Origin of the sequence: Halomonas alkalicola (genome assembly GCF_030704205.1) — a bacterium.
In the GTDB taxonomy this organism is placed as follows: domain Bacteria; phylum Pseudomonadota; class Gammaproteobacteria; order Pseudomonadales; family Halomonadaceae; genus Halomonas; species Halomonas alkalicola.
Genome location: NZ_CP131913.1, coordinates 131,752 through 150,052, shown reverse-complemented (window position 1 = coordinate 150,052; position 18,301 = coordinate 131,752). Strand labels below are relative to the sequence as shown.

The following is an 18,301-nucleotide window of genomic DNA, read 5'->3' as shown; positions in this document are numbered from 1 at the left end:
GCGACAACCCGGGAGGGACGAGACGATGGCGATGGAAACCTGCGTGCTGGGCGGCGGCTGCTTCTGGTGCCTGGATGCCAGCTTCCGCCTGGTGGAGGGCGTGGAGCAGGTGGTGTGCGGCTATGCCGGGGGCGATGACCCGGCGCCGACCTACGAGGCGGTCTGCCGCGGCACCACCGGCCACGCCGAGGTGGTCGAGCTGACCTATGACCCGGCGGTGATCGGATTTCGCGACCTGCTGATGATTTTCTTCGCCCTGCATGACCCCACCACGCCAAACCGCCAGGGCAATGACGTGGGTACCCAGTACCGCTCGGCGATCTACACCCTGGACGAGGACCAGGCCCGGGAGGCGCGGGAGATGATCGATGCGCTGGCGGTCGACTACGCGGCCCCCATCGTCACCGAGGTGGCCCCCCTGGCGGTGTTCCATCCCGCCGAGGACTATCACCAGGACTACTTCACGAAGAGCCCCGGCAATGCCTATTGCCAGTACGTGATTCCCCCCAAGCGTCACAAGCTGGCACAGCACTTCGGCCACCGGCTCAAGGGCTGAGGGCCACCCTTGCCGCCGAGGGTAGCCCTCAGCGACCGGGGGGTTCGCTCTCGGCGGCCAGGCGACGAGGCCGGCCGGCGAAGGTCGGCGCCCAGTCCTCGAGCTGGCGGCTCACCCGGCGCGCCAGCCAGGAGCGCAGTCGCCCCTCGCGCCACTCCATGAAGCCCACATGGCCACCCTGGCGGGCCAGCTCGACCCGCACCGCCGCCCCCGGGGGCGGCAGCCGCTCGAACAGGTCTCCGGGCATGAAGGGATCATCCTCGGCATGCAGGATCAGGGTCGGCAACTCCAGCTCGCCGAGCCAGCGGCCCGCCGAGGCGCGGCGGTAGTAGTCCGCCGCGTCGCGGAACCCGTGCAGCGGCGCAGTCACGGCGTCGTCATAGTCGCGCAGGGTGCGCAGCCGCCCGAGTCGCTCACCATCGAGCGCCAGCGGGAAGTCACTCAGCCGGCCGGCGGTCTTGGCCTTGAGCGAGGCGAGCAGGTGGCGCTCGTAGACCCGGGCGAAGCCGCGCTGCAGGCAGTCGGCGCTGGCGGCGAGATCCAGCGGGGCGCTGATGGCGATGGCGCCGGCCAGGTCGAGGCCGTCGCCCCCCTGTTCGGCCACCAGCTTGACCAGCATGTTGGCGCCCAGCGAGACCCCCGCGGCCACCTTGAGGGCGCGGGGGTAGCGGTGGGCCAGCTGGCCGATCAGCCAGTAGGCGTCGGCGGTGTCGCCGCTGTGGTAGGCCCGCGGCAGCCGGTTGGGCCGACGGCCGCAGCCGCGGAAGTGCATCAGCACCGCCCGCCAGCCCAGGGCGTCGGCCGCGGCCAGCAGCTCGCGGGCATAGGGGGAGTCGAAGGAGCCCTCCAGGCCGTGGAAGAGCAGGAACAGAGGCGCGTCCGGGGCCGTGGGACCCGGCGCCACCCAGGCCAGCTCCACGAAGTCGCCATCCGGCAGCGTCAGGGTCTCCCAGCGATGCGGCAGATGGCGCCGCGGCAGCAGGCGGGGCAGCAGGGTCTGGACGTGGCGGTTGGCCAGCCCCGCGGGAGGGACGAAGTCGGCGCGATGCAGCTGACCGGTCATAGCGGGCTCACGCCTCCTGGGGAGTGAGGTTGTCCGGGCCCTCGGCGGTCACCAGCACGTTGTCCTCGATGCGGATGCCACCGTGGTCCGCCAGGCGCTCCACCCGACCCCAGTTCACCTCGGTCCGGTGGCGATGGGCCTCCAGCAGCATGGGGATGACATAGAGCCCCGGCTCCATGGTGACCACCATGCCGGCTTCCAGTTCCCGGGTGAGGCGCAGCGCCGGATGTTCGGCCGGGGGCGGCAGTGGCTCACCGTCGGCACTCACCCGGCCGGCCACGTCGTGGACCTGCACGCCGAGCAGGTGGCCGAGCCCATGGGGGCAGAAGGCGCGGGTCAAGCCGCTCGCCAGCACTGCCTCGGGCGAGGCCGCCACCAGGCCGTGGGACACCAGCAGTGCCGCGAGCTCCTCGTGCATCCGCGCGTGCAGGCCCACGTAGCTCACCCCGGGGGCGAGCCCGGCGATCAGCCGCTGCTGCAGCGCGGTGACGCCCTCGATCAGCGGCGCGAACTCGGGCGCCGCCGCGGGGCCGGCCCAGGTGCGGGTGATGTCGGCGCAGTAGCCCCGGAAGCGCCTGCCGCCATCCAGTAGCAGGCTGTGCCGTACCGGTGGCGGCGCCGTGTCGTAGTGCTGGTAGTGGAGCACCCCGGCGTGGGCGTTGAGCCCGACGATGTTGGGGGGTTGGGGTAGGGCAGCTCGCTCTCGCGCTGGCGGGCCGCGGCCAGGTACGCCAGCTGGATATCGAGCTCGGCGCCGCCTGCCTCGAACGCCTCCCGCGCGGCCAGGTGGCCGGCCAGGGCACGGCGGTTGGCCTCGCGCAGGCAGCTCACCTCGTAGTCGCTCTTGCACACCCGGCGCTCGTCGAGCGCGGCCACGAGGCCCGGGGGATTGGCTTCGGCGCCTAGCGCCCTTGCCATCCCGCTGTCGAGGTCCCCCAGCACCGCGAAGCGCCCGGGGGGCAGCGACGGGGGCTCGGTCGTCTTGCACCTCTCCACCCGAAGGCTCGCGACCCAGGGCTCCTCGGGCAGCTCGGCGGGGAGGTGCCAGAAGTCCTGTGGGGCATGCAGATAGAGGGTCGGCGGCTCCTCCGGGCGGATCAGCAGCCAGCTGTGGGCCAGCTGCGCCTGGCCGGTCCAGTGCACGAAGTGGCCATAGGCGGTGAAGCTGGCATGCTGGTCATCGCCGAAATGGCGGGCCGGCCGGCCGCTGTAGAGCAGCACGCCGTCGAACCCCTGGGCCCCCAGCACCTCGGCGTAGGCCTGGGTCAGGGCGCTCAGATGGGCGTGCTGCTGGCGATCACGTTCGGTCATGGGGTCGGATCCTGGCAGGGAGGTGAGCCGATGCGCTGCCTGGTCGCATTGTAGCGCCCCTCAGGTAAGACGGGCAGGGCAGACATGACGCGGTGCGACTGGCATCATGCGCAGCGCATGACTCACACGGGGAGGAACAAGATGCTGATGCTGCGGAAATCGCTGATGGCCGTCCTGGCGACAGGCGTGGCGCTGGCCGGTCCGCTGCAGGCCGAGTCGCCGAACGGGGAGGGGCCCCGCTTCGAGGATCCGCGCGAGGCCGTCACCTGGCGCCGCGAGGAGCTCAAGGGCATCGAGCGCCTGGTGCGCCAGCTGCGCTTCGACCTGGTCAACAACCGGGACGCCCGCGGCGCCGAGCCGCGCCTGGCGGAACTCGCCGAGTTCGCCAGCGGCGCGCACCTGCTGCCCGCCTTCATCGAGGGCAGCCACGGACGGGGCTCCGAGGCCCGCGCGCGCATCTGGGAGGAGTGGGAGGAGTTCGAGGCGGGCTTCACGGCCCTGGAGGAGCGGGTCGCGGCCCTGCGCGAGGCCGCCGAGGCGGAGGACTACCGCCTGGCGACCCGGGAGCTCTCCGATCTCAGCCTGACCTGCCGCAGCTGCCACCGCCGCTATCGCTACTAGCCGGCCGGGGAGAGCCCCTCGATGCGGTAGAGGGCCTCGATCTGGTCGAGGCCTGGGATGCTGCAGGCGAGATCCTTGACCCGGCCGTCCGCCAGTCCGTAGACCCAGCCGTGCACCGAGACCTCCTGGCCACGCTGCCAGGCGTACTGGATGATCTTGGTGCGACACAGGTTCATCACCTGGGCCTCGACGTTGAGTTCGCACATGCGGTTCACCTGGTCGTCCAGGGAGAGCGACGCCAGCGCCTCGCGGTGGCGGCTGTAGAGCTCGCGCACCGAGTGTAGCCAGATGTCCACCATGCCGTGATCGCCACCGGTGACCGCGGCCTTCACCCCGCCACAGCCGTAGTGGCCCACCACCATGATATGGCGCACCCCCAGCACCTCGACGGCGTACTGCAGCACCGAGAGGGCGTTGAGGTCGTTGTGGTGCACCAGGTTGGCGACGTTGCGGTGCACGAAGACCTCGCCGGGCGGCAGCGAGATGATCTGATTGGCCGGCACGCGGCTGTCGGAGCAGCCGATCCACAGGTAGTCGGGGTTCTGCTGCCGGGAGAGGCGGGCAAAGAACTCCGGATCGTCACGGCAGACCTTCTCGGCCCAAAGGCGGTTGTTCTCCAGCAGGCCGTGGATTTCCTTCTTCATGGCGGGGGCTCTTATCAAGGTGCAGGGGCCGTGCGACCGTTGGCGGAGGTTTTTACCCGGTCGAGACGCACTGGGTCAAATCGCCGCCTGCCGGGGCCGGGGGCCGGCTGTTATCATGCCGCCACGACGTATCGGGCCCAGGGCCCCCAGCAACAGGAGAATCTCGTGTCCGAGCCTACCGACTCCCACTACGACTGGGACCTCTTCGTGATCGGCGCCGGCTCCGGCGGCGTGCGGGCGGCGCGTACCGCCGCGGCCAGCGGCGCCCGGGTCGCCGTGGCCGAGGATCGCTATCTCGGCGGCACCTGCGTGAACGTGGGCTGCGTGCCCAAGAAGCTCTACTCCTACGCCGCCCACTTCCACGACGCCTTCGAGGACGCCGCTGGCTTCGGCTGGCAGCTCGGCGAGACGCCGCAGTTCGACTGGGCGACCCTGCGCGACAACAAGGTCGGCGAGATCAAGCGCCTCAACGGCATCTACGGGCGCCTGCTGGAGGGTGCCGGGGTCCGCCTGATCAACGGGCGCGCCCGGGTCCTCGATGCCCACACCGTCGAGGTGGCCGGCGAGACCCACCGTGCCGAGAAGATCCTGGTAGCGGTGGGCGGCTGGCCCTTCGTGCCGGAGTTCCCGGGCAGCGACCTGGCTCTGACCTCCAACGAGGTGTTCGATCTCGATGCTTTCCCCGAGCGCTTCCTGGTGCTGGGAGGCGGCTACATCGCCGTGGAGTTTGCCAGCATCTTCAACGGCCTGGGCAGCGAGACCCATCTGGTTTATCGCGGCGAGCTGTTCCTGCGTGGCTTCGACCAGCAGGTTCGCGAGTTCACCCGCGACCAGATGGCCGCCAAGGGGGTCAACCTCCACTTCGAGACCAACATCGAGCGCATCGAACGGGTCGAGGGCGGCCTGGCGGTGACCCTGACCAGCGGCGAGGTGCTGGAGGTGGACGCCGTGCTGGCCGCAACCGGGCGCCGACCGCATCTGGCGGGACTCGGCCTCGATGCCTTGGGGGTCGAACTCACCGAGAGCGGCCACGTCGCGGTGAACGACCGCTTCGAGAGCTCGGTGCCCTCAATCCTGGCGCTCGGCGATGTCACCGGCGGCCTCGAGCTGACCCCGGTGGCCCTGGCCGAAGCGATGCACCTGGTGGCCCACCACTTCGGCGACACCCCGCCGGCGGCCCCTCTGGACTACCGCAACATTGCCACCGCGGTGTTCTGCCATCCCAACATCGGCACCGTGGGGCTCTCCGAGGAGCAGGCCCGCGAGCAGTGCGGCGAGATCCGCGTCTACGTCACCGACTTCCGCCCCATGAAGCACACCCTCTCGGGCAGCCAGGAGCGCTGCCTGATGAAGCTTATCGTGGATGACGAAAGCGACGTGGTGGTGGGCGCCCATATGGTGGGCGAGGAGGCCGGGGAGGTGATCCAGGGCATCGCCATCGCCGTGCGGGCGGGCCTTACCAAGGCCGATTTCGACGCCACCGTGGGCATCCACCCCACCGGCGCCGAGGAGTTCGTCACCCTGCGTACGCCGACGCGGCGCTGAGCCTTCTTCACCTCGGTTCACCACGCCATCGGGCCACCTTCGGGTGGCCCGATGGCGTTTGGGTGGCAGCACCTAACACAGCGGGCTGGACTAGACTGCAGGGGAGGAGGGCGCGATAGGCGGAAAGGCACGGCTCCCCTGGCCCTGGCAGGCGGTTTCGCTGCCGGCAGCGCGCATTGCATAATTTTTCGTTATAGATAATGGCGTGGAAAATAACCCCAGATTTGAATTATCGCCCGCCGCTGGTATAATCCTTCCCAAATTCGCACAGCGAACCTGCCCATGATGACAACAACCGAGCCCTTCACTCCCTCCGCCGACCTGGCCCGCCCGAGCGTGGCCGATGCGGTGGTCGGCGCCGAGAGCACCTCGCTCTTCATCCGCAAGCCCAACCCCGATGACGGCTGGGGCATCTACGAGCTGGTCAAGTCCTGTCCTCCGCTGGACGTCAACTCCGCCTATGCCTACCTGCTGCTGGCCACCCAGTTCCGCGACAGCTGCGCGGTGGCCACCGACGAGGAGGGCGAGATCGTCGGCTTCGTTTCCGGCTACGTGAAGAGCAACGCCCCGGATACCTACTTCCTGTGGCAGGTGGCGGTGGGCGAGAAGGCCCGCGGCACCGGGCTGGCCCGCCGCCTGGTCGAGGCTGTCATGTCACGCCCCGAACTGGCCGAGGTGCATCACCTCGAGACCACCATCACCCCCGACAACCAGGCCTCCTGGGGGCTGTTCCGCCGCCTCGCCGATCGCTGGCAGGCGCCGCTCAACAGCCGCGAGTACTTCTCCACCGACCAGCTCGGTGGGGAGCACGACCCGGAGAACCTGGTGCGCATCGGCCCCTTCCAGACCGATCGCATCTGATCCCCCATCGTGACGCCTGGCCGGTCTCGTGACCGGTCACGGCATGCGCACGCCTTTTTTCCGCTACTCACCTACCGACAGGAGGTCGCCAATGCAGACCCAGATCCTCGAACGCATGGAATCCGAAGTCCGGACCTACTCACGCTCCTTCCCGGTGGTCTTCACCCGGGCCAGGAATGCGCGCCTCACCGACGAGAATGGCCGCGAGTACATCGACTTCCTGGCCGGTGCCGGCACCCTCAACTACGGCCACAACAATCCCCAGATCAAGCAGGCGCTGCTCGACTACCTGGCCGAGGACAACATCATCCACGGCCTGGACTTCTGGACCGAGGCCAAGCGCCACTACCTCGAGACCCTGGAGGAGGTGATCCTCAAGCCCCGCGGGCTGGACTACAAGGTGCAGTTCCCCGGGCCCACCGGTACCAACGCCGTCGAGGCGGCCATCCGCCTGGCGCGCAACGCCAAGGGTCGCCACAACATCGTCACCTTCACCAACGGCTTCCACGGCGTGACCATGGGGGCGCTGGCCACCACCGGCAACCGCAAGTTCCGCGAGGCCACCGGCGGCGTGCCGACGGTGGGCGGCACCTTCCTGCCCTACGATGGCTACCTGGGTGACGGCACCGACACCCTGGACTACTTCGAGAAGCTGCTCACCGACAAGTCCGGCGGCCTCGACGTGCCGGCCGGCGTGATCGTCGAGACCGTGCAGGGGGAGGGCGGCATCAACGCCTGCAGCCCCGAATGGCTCAAGCGCCTGGAGCAGATCTGCCGCGCCCACGACATCCTGCTGATCGTCGATGACATCCAGGCGGGCTGCGGCCGCACCGGCAAGTTCTTCAGCTTCGAACACGCCGGCGTGGTGCCCGATATCGTCACCAACTCCAAGTCCCTCTCGGGCCTCGGCCTGCCGTTCGCCCAGGTGCTGATGCGCCCGGAGCTCGACGCCTGGAAGCCGGGTCAGTACAACGGCACCTTCCGCGGCTTCGCGCTGGCCTTCACCACCGCCGCCGCCGCCCTGAACCACTATTGGCGCGACGATGCCTTCGAGCGCGACGTCCAGCGCAAGGGCGAGGTCGTTGCCGAGCGCTTCGCCAAGATCGCCGCCTGGCTCGGCACCCAGGGCATCGAGGCCAGCGTGCGCGGCCGCGGCCTGATGCGCGGCATCGATGTGGGCACCGGCGAGATCGCCGACAAGATCACCCACCAGGCCTTCGAGAACGGCCTGGTCATCGAGACCAGCGGCCAGGATGGCGAAGTGGTCAAGTGTCTCTGCCCGCTGACCATCACCGACGAGGACCTGGAGCAGGGCCTGGCCATCCTCGAGGAGAGCGCGCGTCAGGCGCTGAGCTGATAGGCTGCTCTGCGGGGGAGCCTCGCAGGTGACACCGGCGGTCGGGCGCAAGAGCGCCCGATCGGACAGGATCTATTACGGAGACATCATATGATCGTTCGCAATCTCGAGGAGTGCCGCAAGACCGACCGCCTGGTCAAGGCCGAGAACGGCAACTGGGACAGCACCCGTCTGAGCCTGGCCGACGACGGTGGCAACTGCTCCTTCCATATCACTCGGATCTACGAGGGTACCGAGACCCATATCCACTACAAGCACCACTTCGAGGCGGTCTACTGCATCGAAGGGGAAGGCGAGGTGGAGACCCTGGCCGACGGCAAGATCTGGCCGATCAAGCCGGGCGACATCTATATCCTCGACCAGCACGACGAGCACCTGCTGCGTGCCCACAAGACCATGCACCTGGCCTGCGTGTTCACGCCGGGCCTCTCCGGCAAGGAGGTCCATCGCGAGGATGGCTCCTACGCGCCGGCCGACGAAGGCTGAGCCGGGGCCTGCGCGCCCGGTCGCATGATGACGCCCCCGGCACCTCAGGTGTCGGGGGCGTCTGCGTCAAGGCTACCCGAGGCATCGTCGAGGCGCTCGAAGACGATGGTGATGCGCGCCAGGGTGACGCCGAACTTCTTCATGTCGGTGCGGTTGAGCAGGCGCCCGTCGGGCTGCAGGAACATCCAGTCCTCCATGGTGAAGGTGATCTCGCGGCCCGAGACCTCCACCGGCAGCCGGTAGGTCATGGTGAAGGCGTGGCCCGCCTGGCGTGCCTCCACGGGGCCTTCGACGTCGTTGGCGCTGCCGACCCAGCGACCGTCACCCTGGCGCTCGAAGGTCCAGACCCGGCGGTCGGTCTCGCCGTCGTCATAGACGAAGTGCTCGTCGAGCACCAGGGTGGTACCGTCATGCTCGCCGTCGATGTCGACCACGAAGCGCCGCTGCACTTCGCCGCGATAGTCCTGGACCATGCCCCAGGCCCGGGTGCGTCCCTCGAAATACTCGCCGATATCGAGCTCCGGCGTCGTGCCCGCATAGCGCTCGATATCCACGCTGCTGCAGCCGGCCAGCAGAAGAGGCAGGGCCAGCAGGAGCAGTGCCAGCGAATGAGAGCGGATTTTTCGATACATTGATATTTACTCGTATAACATTGGTAGAGATATTGTCATCCTAGCCCCGGAAAGGTCCGGCGGCCAGCGGAAACACCGGTTGAGACGGCTACCTCGCTCACGGCACCTTGAAGTGCGCATAATGTATATTATGTTAAATAAGGTAGATGCCAGCGGAGCCATCCCGCCCTCGGTGACACTTTTTCACCCTTTTTGCTTGAATCTTCACGCCCTCTGGCCCTCCCCGGTTGGACAAGCCGACCGGCGACTCCTTATCATCACGCGACCGCTACAAGGAACATTCCTGTCCCATGTCCCGACCCCTGCTGTTCACCGGAGCCCTCTCCCTCGGCCTGTTGCTCTCCGGCTGCGCCCTGACCCATCAGCCGGAACCTGACCCCGTGCTGGGCCCGGAAGAGTTCGCGCTGCGCATCGACCGGCTCGAGGCCAACCTCGCCACCCAGTGCGAGCTGCAGCAGGCGCAGCTCGGTGAACAGGCCCGCCGCCAGGACACCCTGGTGGACGACGTGCGCGAGGTCGGCAGCCTGGTGCGCCACCTGCGCGCCGATATCGAGCGCCTGGAGCGCACCGATGGCGAGCCGACCCTGATTCCCCAGGAGTGCGCCACCGTCGAGCCTGCCATGGGCGGCAAGACCGTGGTCGGTCGCAGCGAGTGGATCGGCCTGCCCGATGTGGGCACCTACCTGAAGGCGCGCGTCGATTCCGGCGCCAACACCTCGTCGCTCTCGGCCAGCGAGATCACCCGGTTCGAGCGCGACGGCGCCAACTGGGTGCGCTTCAAGCTGGGGCTCACCGACGATGACGTGGTGGTCGACGGCGTGCGCGACGAGTGGATCGAGGCGCCGGTGGAGCGCCGGGTGCGGATCGTGCAGGCCTTCGGCGAGGGAACTCGGCCGGTGGTCAGCCTGATGATGACCCTGGGGCCGATCCGCGAGTCCGTGGAGTTCACCCTCAACGACCGTACTCACCTCAACTACCCGGTGCTGCTCGGCCGGCGATTCCTGATGGACATCGCGATGATCGATGTCGCGGAGACCTACCTGCACGAGCGCCCCCAGTTCCCCGGCGGCCGCCCGGCCGACGAGGCCGAAGCCGACGAGAACGATCGGGAAGACGAGGAGCGCTGAGGCGCCCTGCCCGGCCCCGTCTCGTACTGATCTCGCCAAGGAAGCCCCATGTCACGACTCCCCTTCTATCTGCTGGTCGGCCTGCTGCTGCTGACCGGCATCGGCCTCAGCGTGCACCGTCACATTACCCTCGAAGTCCCCTGGACCCCCGGCGAACAGCGCGAGGTCTGGGAGGTCGAGGCGCTGGTCAACTTCACCGCCCAGGGAGGGCCGGTGCTGGTCAACATGGCGCTGCCGTCCCATCAACAGGCGTATCGGCTGCTCACCGAGCACACCGCCTCGCCCGGCTACGGCCTGGCCTTCCTGGAGGAGAACGGCGGGCGTCGCGCCCAGTGGTCGATTCGCGAGGCCTCCGGCAGCCAGCAGCTCTACTACACCACCCAGATGCTGGCGACCCCGAACGCCAGCTCCCCGGAGGTCGAGCCGCCTGAGCTGCGCCGCGACATCGTCTGGGAGCGCCCCTACGACACCGCGGCGACCCAGGTGATCGAACGCGCCTGGAACCGCAGCGCCGATGCCTTCACCTTCGCCCGGGAGCTGATCCGCGACTTCGGCGACGAGCGCCAGGGCGAGAACTCGCGCCTGCTGCTGCCCCAGTTCGAGCGCGGCCCGCTGCTGGTGCGCCTGCTCAACCAGGCCGGCGTGCCGGCCCGGGAGGTCAGCGGCCTGCTGCTGGAGGATGGCCGTCGCCGCCAGTCCCTCAGCCAGTGGGTCCAGGTGTTCGACGGCGACCGCTGGACCCTGTTCAATCCCGTCACCGGCGAACAGGGCCGCCCGGACAACCTGCTGCTGTGGGAGTCCTCGGGTCAGGCGGTGCTGGAGGTCCAGGGCGGCACCAACTCCCGGGTCACCTTCTCGATGCTCAACCGCAACCAGCCGGCGGCGGCCGCGGTGCGCAGCCAGATGGCCGAGGACACCCTGCTCAACTTCTCCATCCACAGCCTGCCGCTGGAGGAGCAGGCGCTGTTCCAGACCATCCTGCTGATCCCCATCGGCGCCCTGGTGGTGGTGCTGCTGCGGATCCTGGTGGGCATCAAGACCTCCGGCACCTTCATGCCGGTGCTGATCGCGCTGGCCTTCATCCAGACCACCCTGATCACCGGCCTGGTGGGCTTCCTGCTGGTGGTGGCGGTGGGCCTGGTGATCCGCAACTACCTCTCCTACCTCAACCTGCTGCTGGTGGCGAGGGTCTCGGCGGTGATCATCACGGTGATCGCGATCATCTCGCTCTTCTCGGTGCTCTCCTACCGCTTCGGCCTCAACGCGGGTCTGACCATCACCTTCTTCCCGATGATCATCCTCTCCTGGACCATCGAGCGCATGTCGATCCTCTGGGAGGAGGAAGGACCCAAGGAGGTGCTGATCCAGGGCGGCGGCAGCCTGCTCACCGCGGTCCTCGCCTACCTGGCCATGAACAACCCCTGGGTGCGCCACATCACCTTCAATTTCCTGGGGGTGCAGCTGATCCTGATGGCGCTGATCCTGCTGCTCGGCAACTACACCGGCTACCGGCTGCTCGAGCTGCGCCGCTTCAAGCCCGTGACCGAGGATTGAGCGCCATGTTGAACTGGACCACCCCGGAAAAGCTGCGCCTGAAGGGCATCGTCGGCATGAATCGGCGCAACATCCGCTACATCGGCCGCTACAACGCCCGGCGCCTCTACCCGCTGGTGGACGACAAGCTCAAGACCAAGCTGCTGGCCCAGAAGTACGGCATCACCACGCCGGCGCTGATCGGCACGGTGACGACCCAGTTCGGGGTCAAGCACCTCGATGAGATGCTGCGCGGCCACAACGGCTTCGTGATCAAGCCGGCCAAGGGCAGCGGTGGCAAGGGGATCCTGGTGATTGACCACGTCGACGGCGGCGCCTTCGTCAAGCCGAGTGGCGCCCGGCTCACCCTGGAGGACATCGAGCGCCACACCTCCAATATCCTCTCGGGGCTCTACTCCCTGGGCGGCTCGCCCGACGTGGCGGTGGTCGAGGCGCTGATCAACTTCGACGAGCGGCTCTCAGAGTACACCTACGAGGGGGTGCCCGATATCCGCGTCATCGTCTTCCTGGGCTACCCGGTGATGGCGATGATGAGGCTCTCCACCGCGGCCTCGGATGGCAAGGCCAACCTCCATCAGGGGGCCGTGGGGGTGGGGCTGGACATCGCCACCGGCACCGCCATCCGCGGCGTGCAGTTCGATCGCATCCGAGTCGACCACCCGGATACCGGCCACGAACTGGCCAGCCTGCATATCCCCGACTGGCGCACCCTGCTGCTGCTGGCCGCCGGCTGCTATGAAATGACCGGGCTTGGCTACCTCGGCACCGATATGGTGCTGGACCGCGACCAGGGGCCCATGCTGCTGGAGCTCAACGCCCGCCCGGGGCTCGCCATCCAGATGGCCAACGGCGAGGGGCTGCGCCGCCGGCTCGACCTGATCGAGCGCCAGGCCCCGGGCGCCTCCCCCGAGGCGCGTGTGGCCTTCGCCCAACGCCACTTCGCCAGACGCAGCGAACTCGAGCCCACCGCCGAGACGACGGCCGAGGCCGTCTGACAGCGGCTGGCCGGGCCGCGGTGCGGCGCGTAGAATAGGCCTTCCATTTCGCCACACGACGGTCGTCATGTCAGACTCCCGCGCCCTGCTCGACCAGGCCGCCCAGCAGTGCCAGCAGCGCGGCGTGCGCTTCACCCCGATCCGGCGACGGGTGCTGGAGATGATCGCCGAGGCCTCCGGCGGCCTCAAGGCCTATGATCTGCTCGACCGCCTGGCCGAGGAGCATGCCGCCGCCCGCCCGCCCACCGTCTACCGCGCCCTGGAATTCCTGATCGACCAGGGCCTGGTGCACCGCATCGAATCGCTCAACGCCTATGTGGCCTGCCCCTGCCCGGAGCATACCCATGGCTTCCAGCTGCTGATCTGTCGGCTCTGCGGGCGGGTCGAGGAGCTGCACCTTGATGACGTCAATGCCCAGCTCTCGCAGCGGGCCCGTGACCTGGGCTTCCGCGTGGAGCGCCAGACCATCGAACTGCTCGGCCACTGCGAGGCGTGCCATACCGCGCCCTGAGCCGGCCACCCTGCCCCTTTCCACCACTGCCTGCCGGACCGACCATGAGCGAACCCTTCAAGGCCCTCGAACGGGCCCCCCGCGACAGCCGCCACCCTCTGACCGAGATCCTCGATGCCGTGGGCTTCAATGAGAGCGGCCTGATTCCCGCCATCGCCCAGCAGCATGACTCCGGCGAGGTGCTGATGATGGCCTGGATGAATCGCGAGGCGCTGGAGGAGACCCTGCACACCGGCCGGGTCTGCTACTGGTCCCGCTCGCGGGGGAAACTGTGGCGCAAGGGAGAGAGTTCCGGTCAGCAGCAGCACCTGAAGAGCGCTGCCCTGGACTGCGACGGCGACACCCTGCTGCTGCAGGTGGAGCAGACCGGTCCGGCCTGCCACACCGGTCGGCGCAGCTGCTTCTATGTGGCCCTGGAGAACGACGAGGCGCGCATCACCGCGGAACCGCTGATCGATCCCGACACCCTCTACGGCAGCGGCAAGGGATAGCGATGCCCTGCCTCGCCGCCTGGCTGGTCCGCCTGCTGCGCGCCCTGCGCCGGGGCATGGCCTGGCTGATGATCGCTCTGGTGAGGGTCTACCAGGTCACCCTGAGCCCGCTGCTGGGGCCTCGCTGTCGCTACTGGCCGAGCTGCTCCCACTACACGGTAGAGGCGATTCAGGTGCACGGCCCCCTCAGGGGGGGCGTCATGGCGGCGCGGCGTATCGTGCGCTGCCACCCCGGCTGCGAGGGCGGCATCGACCCGGTGCCGGGCGGGCCCAGCGAACGACTGTGCCGCGAGGACCCTGAGCTGGACGAGAACTTCCGCCCGCGGCACGACGTTGGCCGTCACCGTTAACACCTTCTCCCGCAACACGTCCGACCAGACGGTTGGAGCTACTCGCTCTGGTCGAGGCCGGCAAAGCCATCGGCCACGATGCCCTCCAGTCGCTGAGCCAGAGTGTCATTATTCAGGACCGGAAAGTCGCGGCGCAGCTTTCCGCTAACAACACCGTGCTGTCGAATGGCTCGAATAATCCGGTCCATATGCTCGTCTGGTCCCTCTACCCACTCCTTGACCGCCTCGCGCGTCACGTACCAGGCCCTCTGAATGGCCGCCTGCTGATGCATCTCATGTTCCAGGGTGTAGCGCACGATCTCTTCAAGGTATTCGACCTGATCGGTCAGGTCGGGATACCGCCAGGCAGGTCCTGCCGCCTCATAGGCCGAAAAAGAAAAGTCGGATTCAATCCCGTCGGGGTAAGGCAAGGGCCTGCTGAGGAAGCTGACAGCGTCAGAGTAGTGTCGCATCAGAGGGCGTGAATAGCGCTCCAGCACTCGGTCATATTCGATGCGGCGCATAGACGACGAAGTGATTGCCGCTGAGACAGGCAGAATGAAGGGCTCGGGCACGGCGCCGTCGCGTCTCAGTATATCGTTGATCAGGAAACGTGAGATTCGCCCGTTGCCATCTGCCAGCGGGTGTATGAAGACAAAGCCAAAGCTGGCCACCGCCGCCCTGATGATGGCGTCTTCCCGAGCTGTCGACTCGAGAAAGACATTCAGTCCGTTCAGCAGGCTGGGTACCCATTCCCAAGGAGGGCATACATAGTGTACGACAGCCCCTTGGGCAACGGAGCGACTGCCCACAAAGACGGGAGATCGGCGCACTCCTGGGCGGATGGTGGCAAGGCCGAGAATGGCGCCTTGGAGTTCGCTCAATGCTTCGGGTGCCAGTGGGTCTTCCCACTGCCCGCAATAAGCCTCCATAGCGGAGGCGAAACGCTGTATACGCCCCTGGTGGTCGCCTTCATGTTCGATGATGAAGCTCGCCCTACTCTCCTTGATGGTCAACCAGACGGCACTGCGGCGGAGGATGTCTGCGCCGAACTCTCCTTCCATGCTTTCCAGCTGGTGACGAATATCATAGTCACGCGACCGCTCAATGCTCGGAGTGCGCCGGACCATGGGGCAGTAGTCCCGTGAGCCTGGGAGATTGTCGTTGATACGCCACCGCCGGTTACGCTTCGGATGCCTGGCCGTTACATAGTCGATGGGGCTCAGGGCATCCCGGTAATTCCCCCCGGTCTCGGCGATATCCAGCCGCGCCCCCGTCAACCATTCATATAGGAAGCCTGCCCGGCGGGCGTACTGCCCGGTAGGTTCGCTACTAACCCATTCGGACAGGCTCTCGGGGGGCAGCTTCTGAAACAGTCGTGCCAGGAACTCGAGATGCACGCCTTCATGCTTGAGGGCAAAGGTGAGGTGGCCGGAAAGCGTCGCTGGCGGCCGCATGCTCTCCAGGTAAGTTTCGCTGCGGCGCCCTTCGTGCTCCAGCGTATGGCGAGCACGGCCGATACGACTCTGGACCGCAAAGGGCTGGACAGCCTCCACGCCATAGGTCAACGCTAACCAGGCGTAGCCGACTTCGTCATCCGTTTTCCGTGGCCCAAGCTTTGCCAAAACGATTATCTCTCGTAAAAAACGATTATTTTTAGCCCCTGCTCTATAAAAATGATTATTGCAGCGGGCTCTTGGCTCAGGCGGCTTCCTGCTCGGCCACCTCGTAGATGCGCTTGAGCATGGCGTGCAGGCCGTTGCTGCGGGTCGGCGAGAGGTGCTTATCGAGGCCCAGGTCCGCCAGGAAGTGGGGGCTGGTGTCGCGGATCTCGGCGGCGGGCCGGTCGCTGTAGATGCGCATCAGCACGGCGATCAGGCCGGAGACGATGGCGGCATCGGAGATGGCGTCGAAGTGGATGGCGTCACCGCGGCGCTCGTGGCGCATCCAGACGTTGGACTGGCAGCCCTGGATCTTCAGCTCGTCGCTTTTCCACGCCTCGGGAAAGTCTGGCAGCGCCTTACCCATGTCGATGATGTACTGGTAGCGGTCCATCCAGTTGTCGAACATCTCGAACTCTTCGATCAGCGCCTGCTGCGCCTGCTCGGCGGTGGCTTCGGTCGTCATGGGGGCTCCTTGTGCTAAAGGCGGCGATTATATCGGCTGGGTGCCGTGTGCGTCCGCTTTGGGCTCTGCCAGCAGGCTCTCGTAGGGAATTTTCAGCCCCTCATGCAGGCGCCTGATCATGTTGAGACTCAGCGTCCGCTTGCGATTAAGCACCTCGGACACACGGCCACTCGAGCCGATATAGGGCTCGAGGTCTCGCTGAGTCAGACCCTGCTGCTCCATACGAAACTTGATCGCTTCGATGGGATCCGAGGGGGCGATAGGATAGTGCTCATCCTCGTACTTCTCGATCAGGATAGAGAGCACCTCCAGCTCATCGGCCTCCGGAGTGCCATCTTCGGCGGCCCAGAGCTGCTCCATGCGGGCGAAGGTGCGTTCAAGATCGGCATCATCATGGATAGGCTGAATATTCATCAGATAGTCTCCGCATCAACCTTGTCGTACTGGGCATGAGTGCCCACGAAGCGCACCCAGGCGATCTGCTGGGCATAGCGTATCGCTACGATCACGCGGTACTTGTTGCCCCCGATGTTAAAGACGACACGCCCTCCCTTGAGGATGCTTGCCGTGCGAACCTCGGCTTTCAGCTCTTGCGGCGTCAGCCAGGACGCCTTCAGCATCATGTTGTGCCATTCGGTGAGCGGCGTCCTGGCATCCTCGAACCCCTGTTCCCAGAACTCCCTCAGCGTGCGCTTCGCGATGACTCTCACGCAACCTCCCTTTTTGGGAGAATCCTATGAGCTCCCACCTGGGGAGTCAAGGGGGATTGAGGTGATCAGGCCGTGGCGCGCCTGCTGGCGGTGCCAGGCCTCATCCTCGGCGTGGAGGTAGCGCGCCGTGGTGTCGAGCCGCGAATGGCGTGCGGTAGCGGCCAGGTACCGCAGCTCCACCCCGGCCTGGGCCTGATGGGTCAGCGCGGTGTGGCGCAGCCAGTGGGGGGTGGCGGCGCGCAGCCGCATGGCCCATGGCCTGCCCTCCTCTCCCTGCTCAGCCTCCAGCGCCTCGGCGGCCTCGCCGAACGCCTCGCGGATAACCCGATAAAGCCGGTTGTCACCAAGGCCGCGCCGGCCGTCCAGGGAGCGCAGCACCGGCGTGGCGTCGTCCGGTAGCGGTTCGGCGGCGAGCCCCAGCGTGCGGCGCCACGCCGTGAGCAGCGTGACCATGTCGGGCGGCACCGGAATGGTCGCCGTCTTGTCGCCCTTGCCCGTCACCCGCCACCACCAGCGACCCTCGCGGCGATGGAAGTCCCCCATGCGCGCCGCGCTCATCTCGCCGACCCGCGGGGCCAGCAGGTAGGCGAAGCCGAACACCAGGCGGCGACGCTGCCACTCGTAGCGCTGCCTGGGTGAAGCGCTCTCCTCCACCGGCCGGTCCAGCCAGGACCAGAACCACGCCCACAGCGGGCGCTCCAGGTAGCGCTCGATGCCTCCCTGGCGGTTGTCGAGCCGCCGGCGCTTGTCGCGCATCAGCCGGAAGGGGTTGTGGGCCACCCAGCCGGCCTCGGCCAGCCAGGCAAACATGCCCTGCAGGATCACCAGGGACTGGCGCCGGCTGGCGGGGGCCAGTGGCCCGCGAAAGGGCCGCCAGTCATCGGCGTGGCGCGGCCTGGGCGGCCCGACCCAGCGCTCCCGCGGGCGCGGGTCGGCCAGGAAGGCCTCAAAGGCATCCAGATGGTCGCGCCGCACCTCGCCGAGCGCGAGCCCCTGCTCCGCCAGCCACAGCAGCAGCCGCTCGGCCTCGCGGCGGTAGGCGCGCCGGGTCTGCGGGCTGGCCCGATATTCGGCCAGCCACAGCCCCACCGCCTCCGCGTCGCTGCGAGCACTGATATGGGCGCTGTGCCCGGCGGGTAAGGCGGGAAGCAGCTCCCCTGCCGGCGCGGGCAGGAGCTCGCTGCTCGTCTCGTCACGGGTCTGGCGATCCACCCCTTTCCCCTTCTGCTAGTCCTTGCGCCACAGTATCCCGACTCCATGCATATAAAATCAAGATAAGCCGCGTAATCTTGCTTTTATCACCTATTTCATATCATAAATTACGTATAACGTATTATGTAATTATCTTCCCTTTCACCCCTCCACAGGATATGCTGCGCCC

21 protein-coding genes and 1 pseudogene are annotated in these 18,301 nt (G+C 67.2%); 12 read left to right on the top strand and 10 right to left on the bottom strand.

Features of this window, described 5'->3' with window-relative positions:
• Positions 1–25 precede the first annotated feature (25 nt).
• Positions 26–556, top strand: a complete 531-nt coding sequence (msrA, locus tag B6N23_RS00785) for a peptide-methionine (S)-S-oxide reductase MsrA (protein WP_305501246.1) — start codon at positions 26–28, stop codon at positions 554–556.
• A gap of 28 nt (positions 557–584) precedes the next feature.
• Here the strand turns inward: msrA and B6N23_RS00780 are convergent, their stop codons facing one another.
• The 3 genes and pseudogenes from B6N23_RS00780 to B6N23_RS17005 all read right to left on the bottom strand — a co-directional run.
• Complete coding sequence (locus tag B6N23_RS00780) at positions 585–1,619, bottom strand: hydrolase (RefSeq protein ID WP_302138226.1); 1,035 nt, start codon at positions 1,617–1,619, stop codon at positions 585–587.
• Between the two features lie 7 nt (positions 1,620–1,626).
• Entirely contained in the window at positions 1,627–2,265 is a 639-nt protein-coding gene (locus tag B6N23_RS17010) for a M24 family metallopeptidase (protein ID WP_369424776.1), read from the bottom strand.
• Between the two features lie 278 nt (positions 2,266–2,543).
• A pseudogene (locus B6N23_RS17005) lies at positions 2,544–2,930 on the bottom strand (Xaa-Pro dipeptidase); the annotation flags it as partial.
• A gap of 141 nt (positions 2,931–3,071) precedes the next feature.
• Between B6N23_RS17005 and B6N23_RS00770 the strand changes: the two are divergent.
• Positions 3,072–3,551, top strand: coding sequence for a cytochrome c (locus tag B6N23_RS00770; protein ID WP_302138223.1), 480 nt, complete (start codon positions 3,072–3,074; stop codon positions 3,549–3,551).
• Here B6N23_RS00770 and can read toward each other — a convergent pair.
• Positions 3,548–4,195 (bottom strand): carbonate dehydratase, encoded by a 648-nt coding sequence (gene can, locus B6N23_RS00765; RefSeq protein ID WP_305501242.1) that lies wholly within the window; start codon positions 4,193–4,195, stop codon positions 3,548–3,550. The genes B6N23_RS00770 and can overlap by 4 nt on opposite strands.
• Before the next feature lie 165 nt (positions 4,196–4,360).
• Between can and gorA the strand changes: the two genes are divergently transcribed.
• From gorA to B6N23_RS00745, 4 genes are all read left to right on the top strand, one after another.
• Complete coding sequence (gene gorA / locus B6N23_RS00760; protein ID WP_305501240.1) at positions 4,361–5,740, top strand: glutathione-disulfide reductase; 1,380 nt, start codon at positions 4,361–4,363, stop codon at positions 5,738–5,740.
• Between the two features lie 282 nt (positions 5,741–6,022).
• Positions 6,023–6,601 (top strand): diaminobutyrate acetyltransferase, encoded by a 579-nt coding sequence (gene ectA / locus B6N23_RS00755; protein WP_169958354.1) that lies wholly within the window; start codon positions 6,023–6,025, stop codon positions 6,599–6,601.
• A gap of 91 nt (positions 6,602–6,692) precedes the next feature.
• Positions 6,693–7,958 carry a diaminobutyrate--2-oxoglutarate transaminase gene (gene ectB, locus B6N23_RS00750; protein WP_305501238.1) on the top strand — a complete coding sequence of 422 codons (1,266 nt, stop codon included), beginning with the start codon at positions 6,693–6,695 and terminating at the stop codon, positions 7,956–7,958.
• Positions 7,959–8,048: 90 nt separating this feature from the next.
• Positions 8,049–8,444: an ectoine synthase gene (locus tag B6N23_RS00745; protein ID WP_169958352.1), complete on the top strand. Its 396-nt coding sequence runs from the start codon at positions 8,049–8,051 to the stop codon at positions 8,442–8,444.
• A 44-nt stretch (positions 8,445–8,488) separates the two neighbouring features.
• Here the strand turns inward: B6N23_RS00745 and B6N23_RS00740 are convergent, their stop codons facing one another.
• On the bottom strand, positions 8,489–9,076 hold the full coding sequence (locus tag B6N23_RS00740) for a DUF3833 domain-containing protein (protein ID WP_169958351.1): 588 nt from the start codon (positions 9,074–9,076) through the stop codon (positions 8,489–8,491).
• A 290-nt stretch (positions 9,077–9,366) separates the two neighbouring features.
• Here B6N23_RS00740 and B6N23_RS00735 point away from each other — a divergent pair, with 290 nt between their 5' ends.
• The 6 genes from B6N23_RS00735 (at position 9,367) to yidD (ending at position 14,104) form a co-directional block, all read left to right on the top strand.
• Entirely contained in the window at positions 9,367–10,203 is an 837-nt protein-coding gene (locus B6N23_RS00735) for an ATP-dependent zinc protease family protein (protein WP_305501235.1), read from the top strand.
• A gap of 48 nt (positions 10,204–10,251) precedes the next feature.
• Positions 10,252–11,757: a UUP1 family membrane protein gene (locus B6N23_RS00730; RefSeq protein ID WP_305501233.1), complete on the top strand. Its 1,506-nt coding sequence runs from the start codon at positions 10,252–10,254 to the stop codon at positions 11,755–11,757.
• Positions 11,754–12,752 carry an alpha-L-glutamate ligase-like protein gene (locus tag B6N23_RS00725; RefSeq protein ID WP_305501231.1) on the top strand — a complete coding sequence of 333 codons (999 nt, stop codon included), beginning with the start codon at positions 11,754–11,756 and terminating at the stop codon, positions 12,750–12,752. The genes B6N23_RS00730 and B6N23_RS00725 overlap by 4 nt, the downstream gene beginning before the upstream one ends.
• 67 nt (positions 12,753–12,819) lie before the next feature.
• The gene (locus tag B6N23_RS00720; protein WP_305501229.1) at positions 12,820–13,263 is read left to right on the top strand and encodes a transcriptional repressor; all 444 of its coding nucleotides are present in this window, start codon (positions 12,820–12,822) and stop codon (positions 13,261–13,263) included.
• A gap of 44 nt (positions 13,264–13,307) precedes the next feature.
• Positions 13,308–13,754 carry a phosphoribosyl-AMP cyclohydrolase gene (gene hisI / locus B6N23_RS00715; RefSeq protein ID WP_305501227.1) on the top strand — a complete coding sequence of 149 codons (447 nt, stop codon included), beginning with the start codon at positions 13,308–13,310 and terminating at the stop codon, positions 13,752–13,754.
• A gap of 2 nt (positions 13,755–13,756) precedes the next feature.
• The gene (gene yidD, locus B6N23_RS00710) at positions 13,757–14,104 is read left to right on the top strand and encodes a membrane protein insertion efficiency factor YidD (RefSeq protein WP_305501225.1); all 348 of its coding nucleotides are present in this window, start codon (positions 13,757–13,759) and stop codon (positions 14,102–14,104) included.
• Positions 14,105–14,142: 38 nt separating this feature from the next.
• Here yidD and B6N23_RS00705 read toward each other — a convergent pair whose 3' ends face one another.
• From B6N23_RS00705 to B6N23_RS00685, 5 genes are all read right to left on the bottom strand, one after another.
• Positions 14,143–15,708, bottom strand: coding sequence for a Fic family protein (locus B6N23_RS00705; RefSeq protein ID WP_305501223.1), 1,566 nt, complete (start codon positions 15,706–15,708; stop codon positions 14,143–14,145).
• 76 nt (positions 15,709–15,784) lie between these two features.
• Positions 15,785–16,210, bottom strand: coding sequence for a SufE family protein (locus tag B6N23_RS00700; RefSeq protein WP_305501221.1), 426 nt, complete (start codon positions 16,208–16,210; stop codon positions 15,785–15,787).
• Positions 16,211–16,237: 27 nt separating this feature from the next.
• Positions 16,238–16,624 carry a helix-turn-helix domain-containing protein gene (locus B6N23_RS00695; RefSeq protein WP_305501219.1) on the bottom strand — a complete coding sequence of 129 codons (387 nt, stop codon included), beginning with the start codon at positions 16,622–16,624 and terminating at the stop codon, positions 16,238–16,240.
• Positions 16,624–16,920, bottom strand: coding sequence for a type II toxin-antitoxin system HigB family toxin (locus B6N23_RS00690; RefSeq protein ID WP_305501218.1), 297 nt, complete (start codon positions 16,918–16,920; stop codon positions 16,624–16,626). The genes B6N23_RS00695 and B6N23_RS00690 overlap by 1 nt, the downstream gene beginning before the upstream one ends.
• A gap of 24 nt (positions 16,921–16,944) precedes the next feature.
• Positions 16,945–18,093, bottom strand: coding sequence for a tyrosine-type recombinase/integrase (locus B6N23_RS00685; protein WP_305503899.1), 1,149 nt, complete (start codon positions 18,091–18,093; stop codon positions 16,945–16,947).
• Between the last annotated feature and the right edge of the window lie 208 nt (positions 18,094–18,301).

Coding starts and splice junctions, on each gene's coding strand:
- msrA (WP_305501246.1), top strand. CDS start 26: ATGGCGATGGAAACCTGCGTGCTGGGCGGCGGCTGCTTCTGGTGCCTG.
- B6N23_RS00780 (WP_302138226.1), bottom strand. CDS start 1,619: ATGACCGGTCAGCTGCATCGCGCCGACTTCGTCCCTCCCGCGGGGCTG.
- B6N23_RS00770 (WP_302138223.1), top strand. CDS start 3,072: ATGCTGATGCTGCGGAAATCGCTGATGGCCGTCCTGGCGACAGGCGTG.
- can (WP_305501242.1), bottom strand. CDS start 4,195: ATGAAGAAGGAAATCCACGGCCTGCTGGAGAACAACCGCCTTTGGGCC.
- ectA (WP_169958354.1), top strand. CDS start 6,023: ATGATGACAACAACCGAGCCCTTCACTCCCTCCGCCGACCTGGCCCGC.
- ectB (WP_305501238.1), top strand. CDS start 6,693: ATGCAGACCCAGATCCTCGAACGCATGGAATCCGAAGTCCGGACCTAC.
- B6N23_RS00745 (WP_169958352.1), top strand. CDS start 8,049: ATGATCGTTCGCAATCTCGAGGAGTGCCGCAAGACCGACCGCCTGGTC.
- B6N23_RS00740 (WP_169958351.1), bottom strand. CDS start 9,076: ATGTATCGAAAAATCCGCTCTCATTCGCTGGCACTGCTCCTGCTGGCC.
- B6N23_RS00735 (WP_305501235.1), top strand. CDS start 9,367: ATGTCCCGACCCCTGCTGTTCACCGGAGCCCTCTCCCTCGGCCTGTTG.
- B6N23_RS00730 (WP_305501233.1), top strand. CDS start 10,252: ATGTCACGACTCCCCTTCTATCTGCTGGTCGGCCTGCTGCTGCTGACC.
- B6N23_RS00720 (WP_305501229.1), top strand. CDS start 12,820: ATGTCAGACTCCCGCGCCCTGCTCGACCAGGCCGCCCAGCAGTGCCAG.
- hisI (WP_305501227.1), top strand. CDS start 13,308: ATGAGCGAACCCTTCAAGGCCCTCGAACGGGCCCCCCGCGACAGCCGC.
- yidD (WP_305501225.1), top strand. CDS start 13,757: ATGCCCTGCCTCGCCGCCTGGCTGGTCCGCCTGCTGCGCGCCCTGCGC.
- B6N23_RS00700 (WP_305501221.1), bottom strand. CDS start 16,210: ATGACGACCGAAGCCACCGCCGAGCAGGCGCAGCAGGCGCTGATCGAA.
- B6N23_RS00695 (WP_305501219.1), bottom strand. CDS start 16,624: ATGAATATTCAGCCTATCCATGATGATGCCGATCTTGAACGCACCTTC.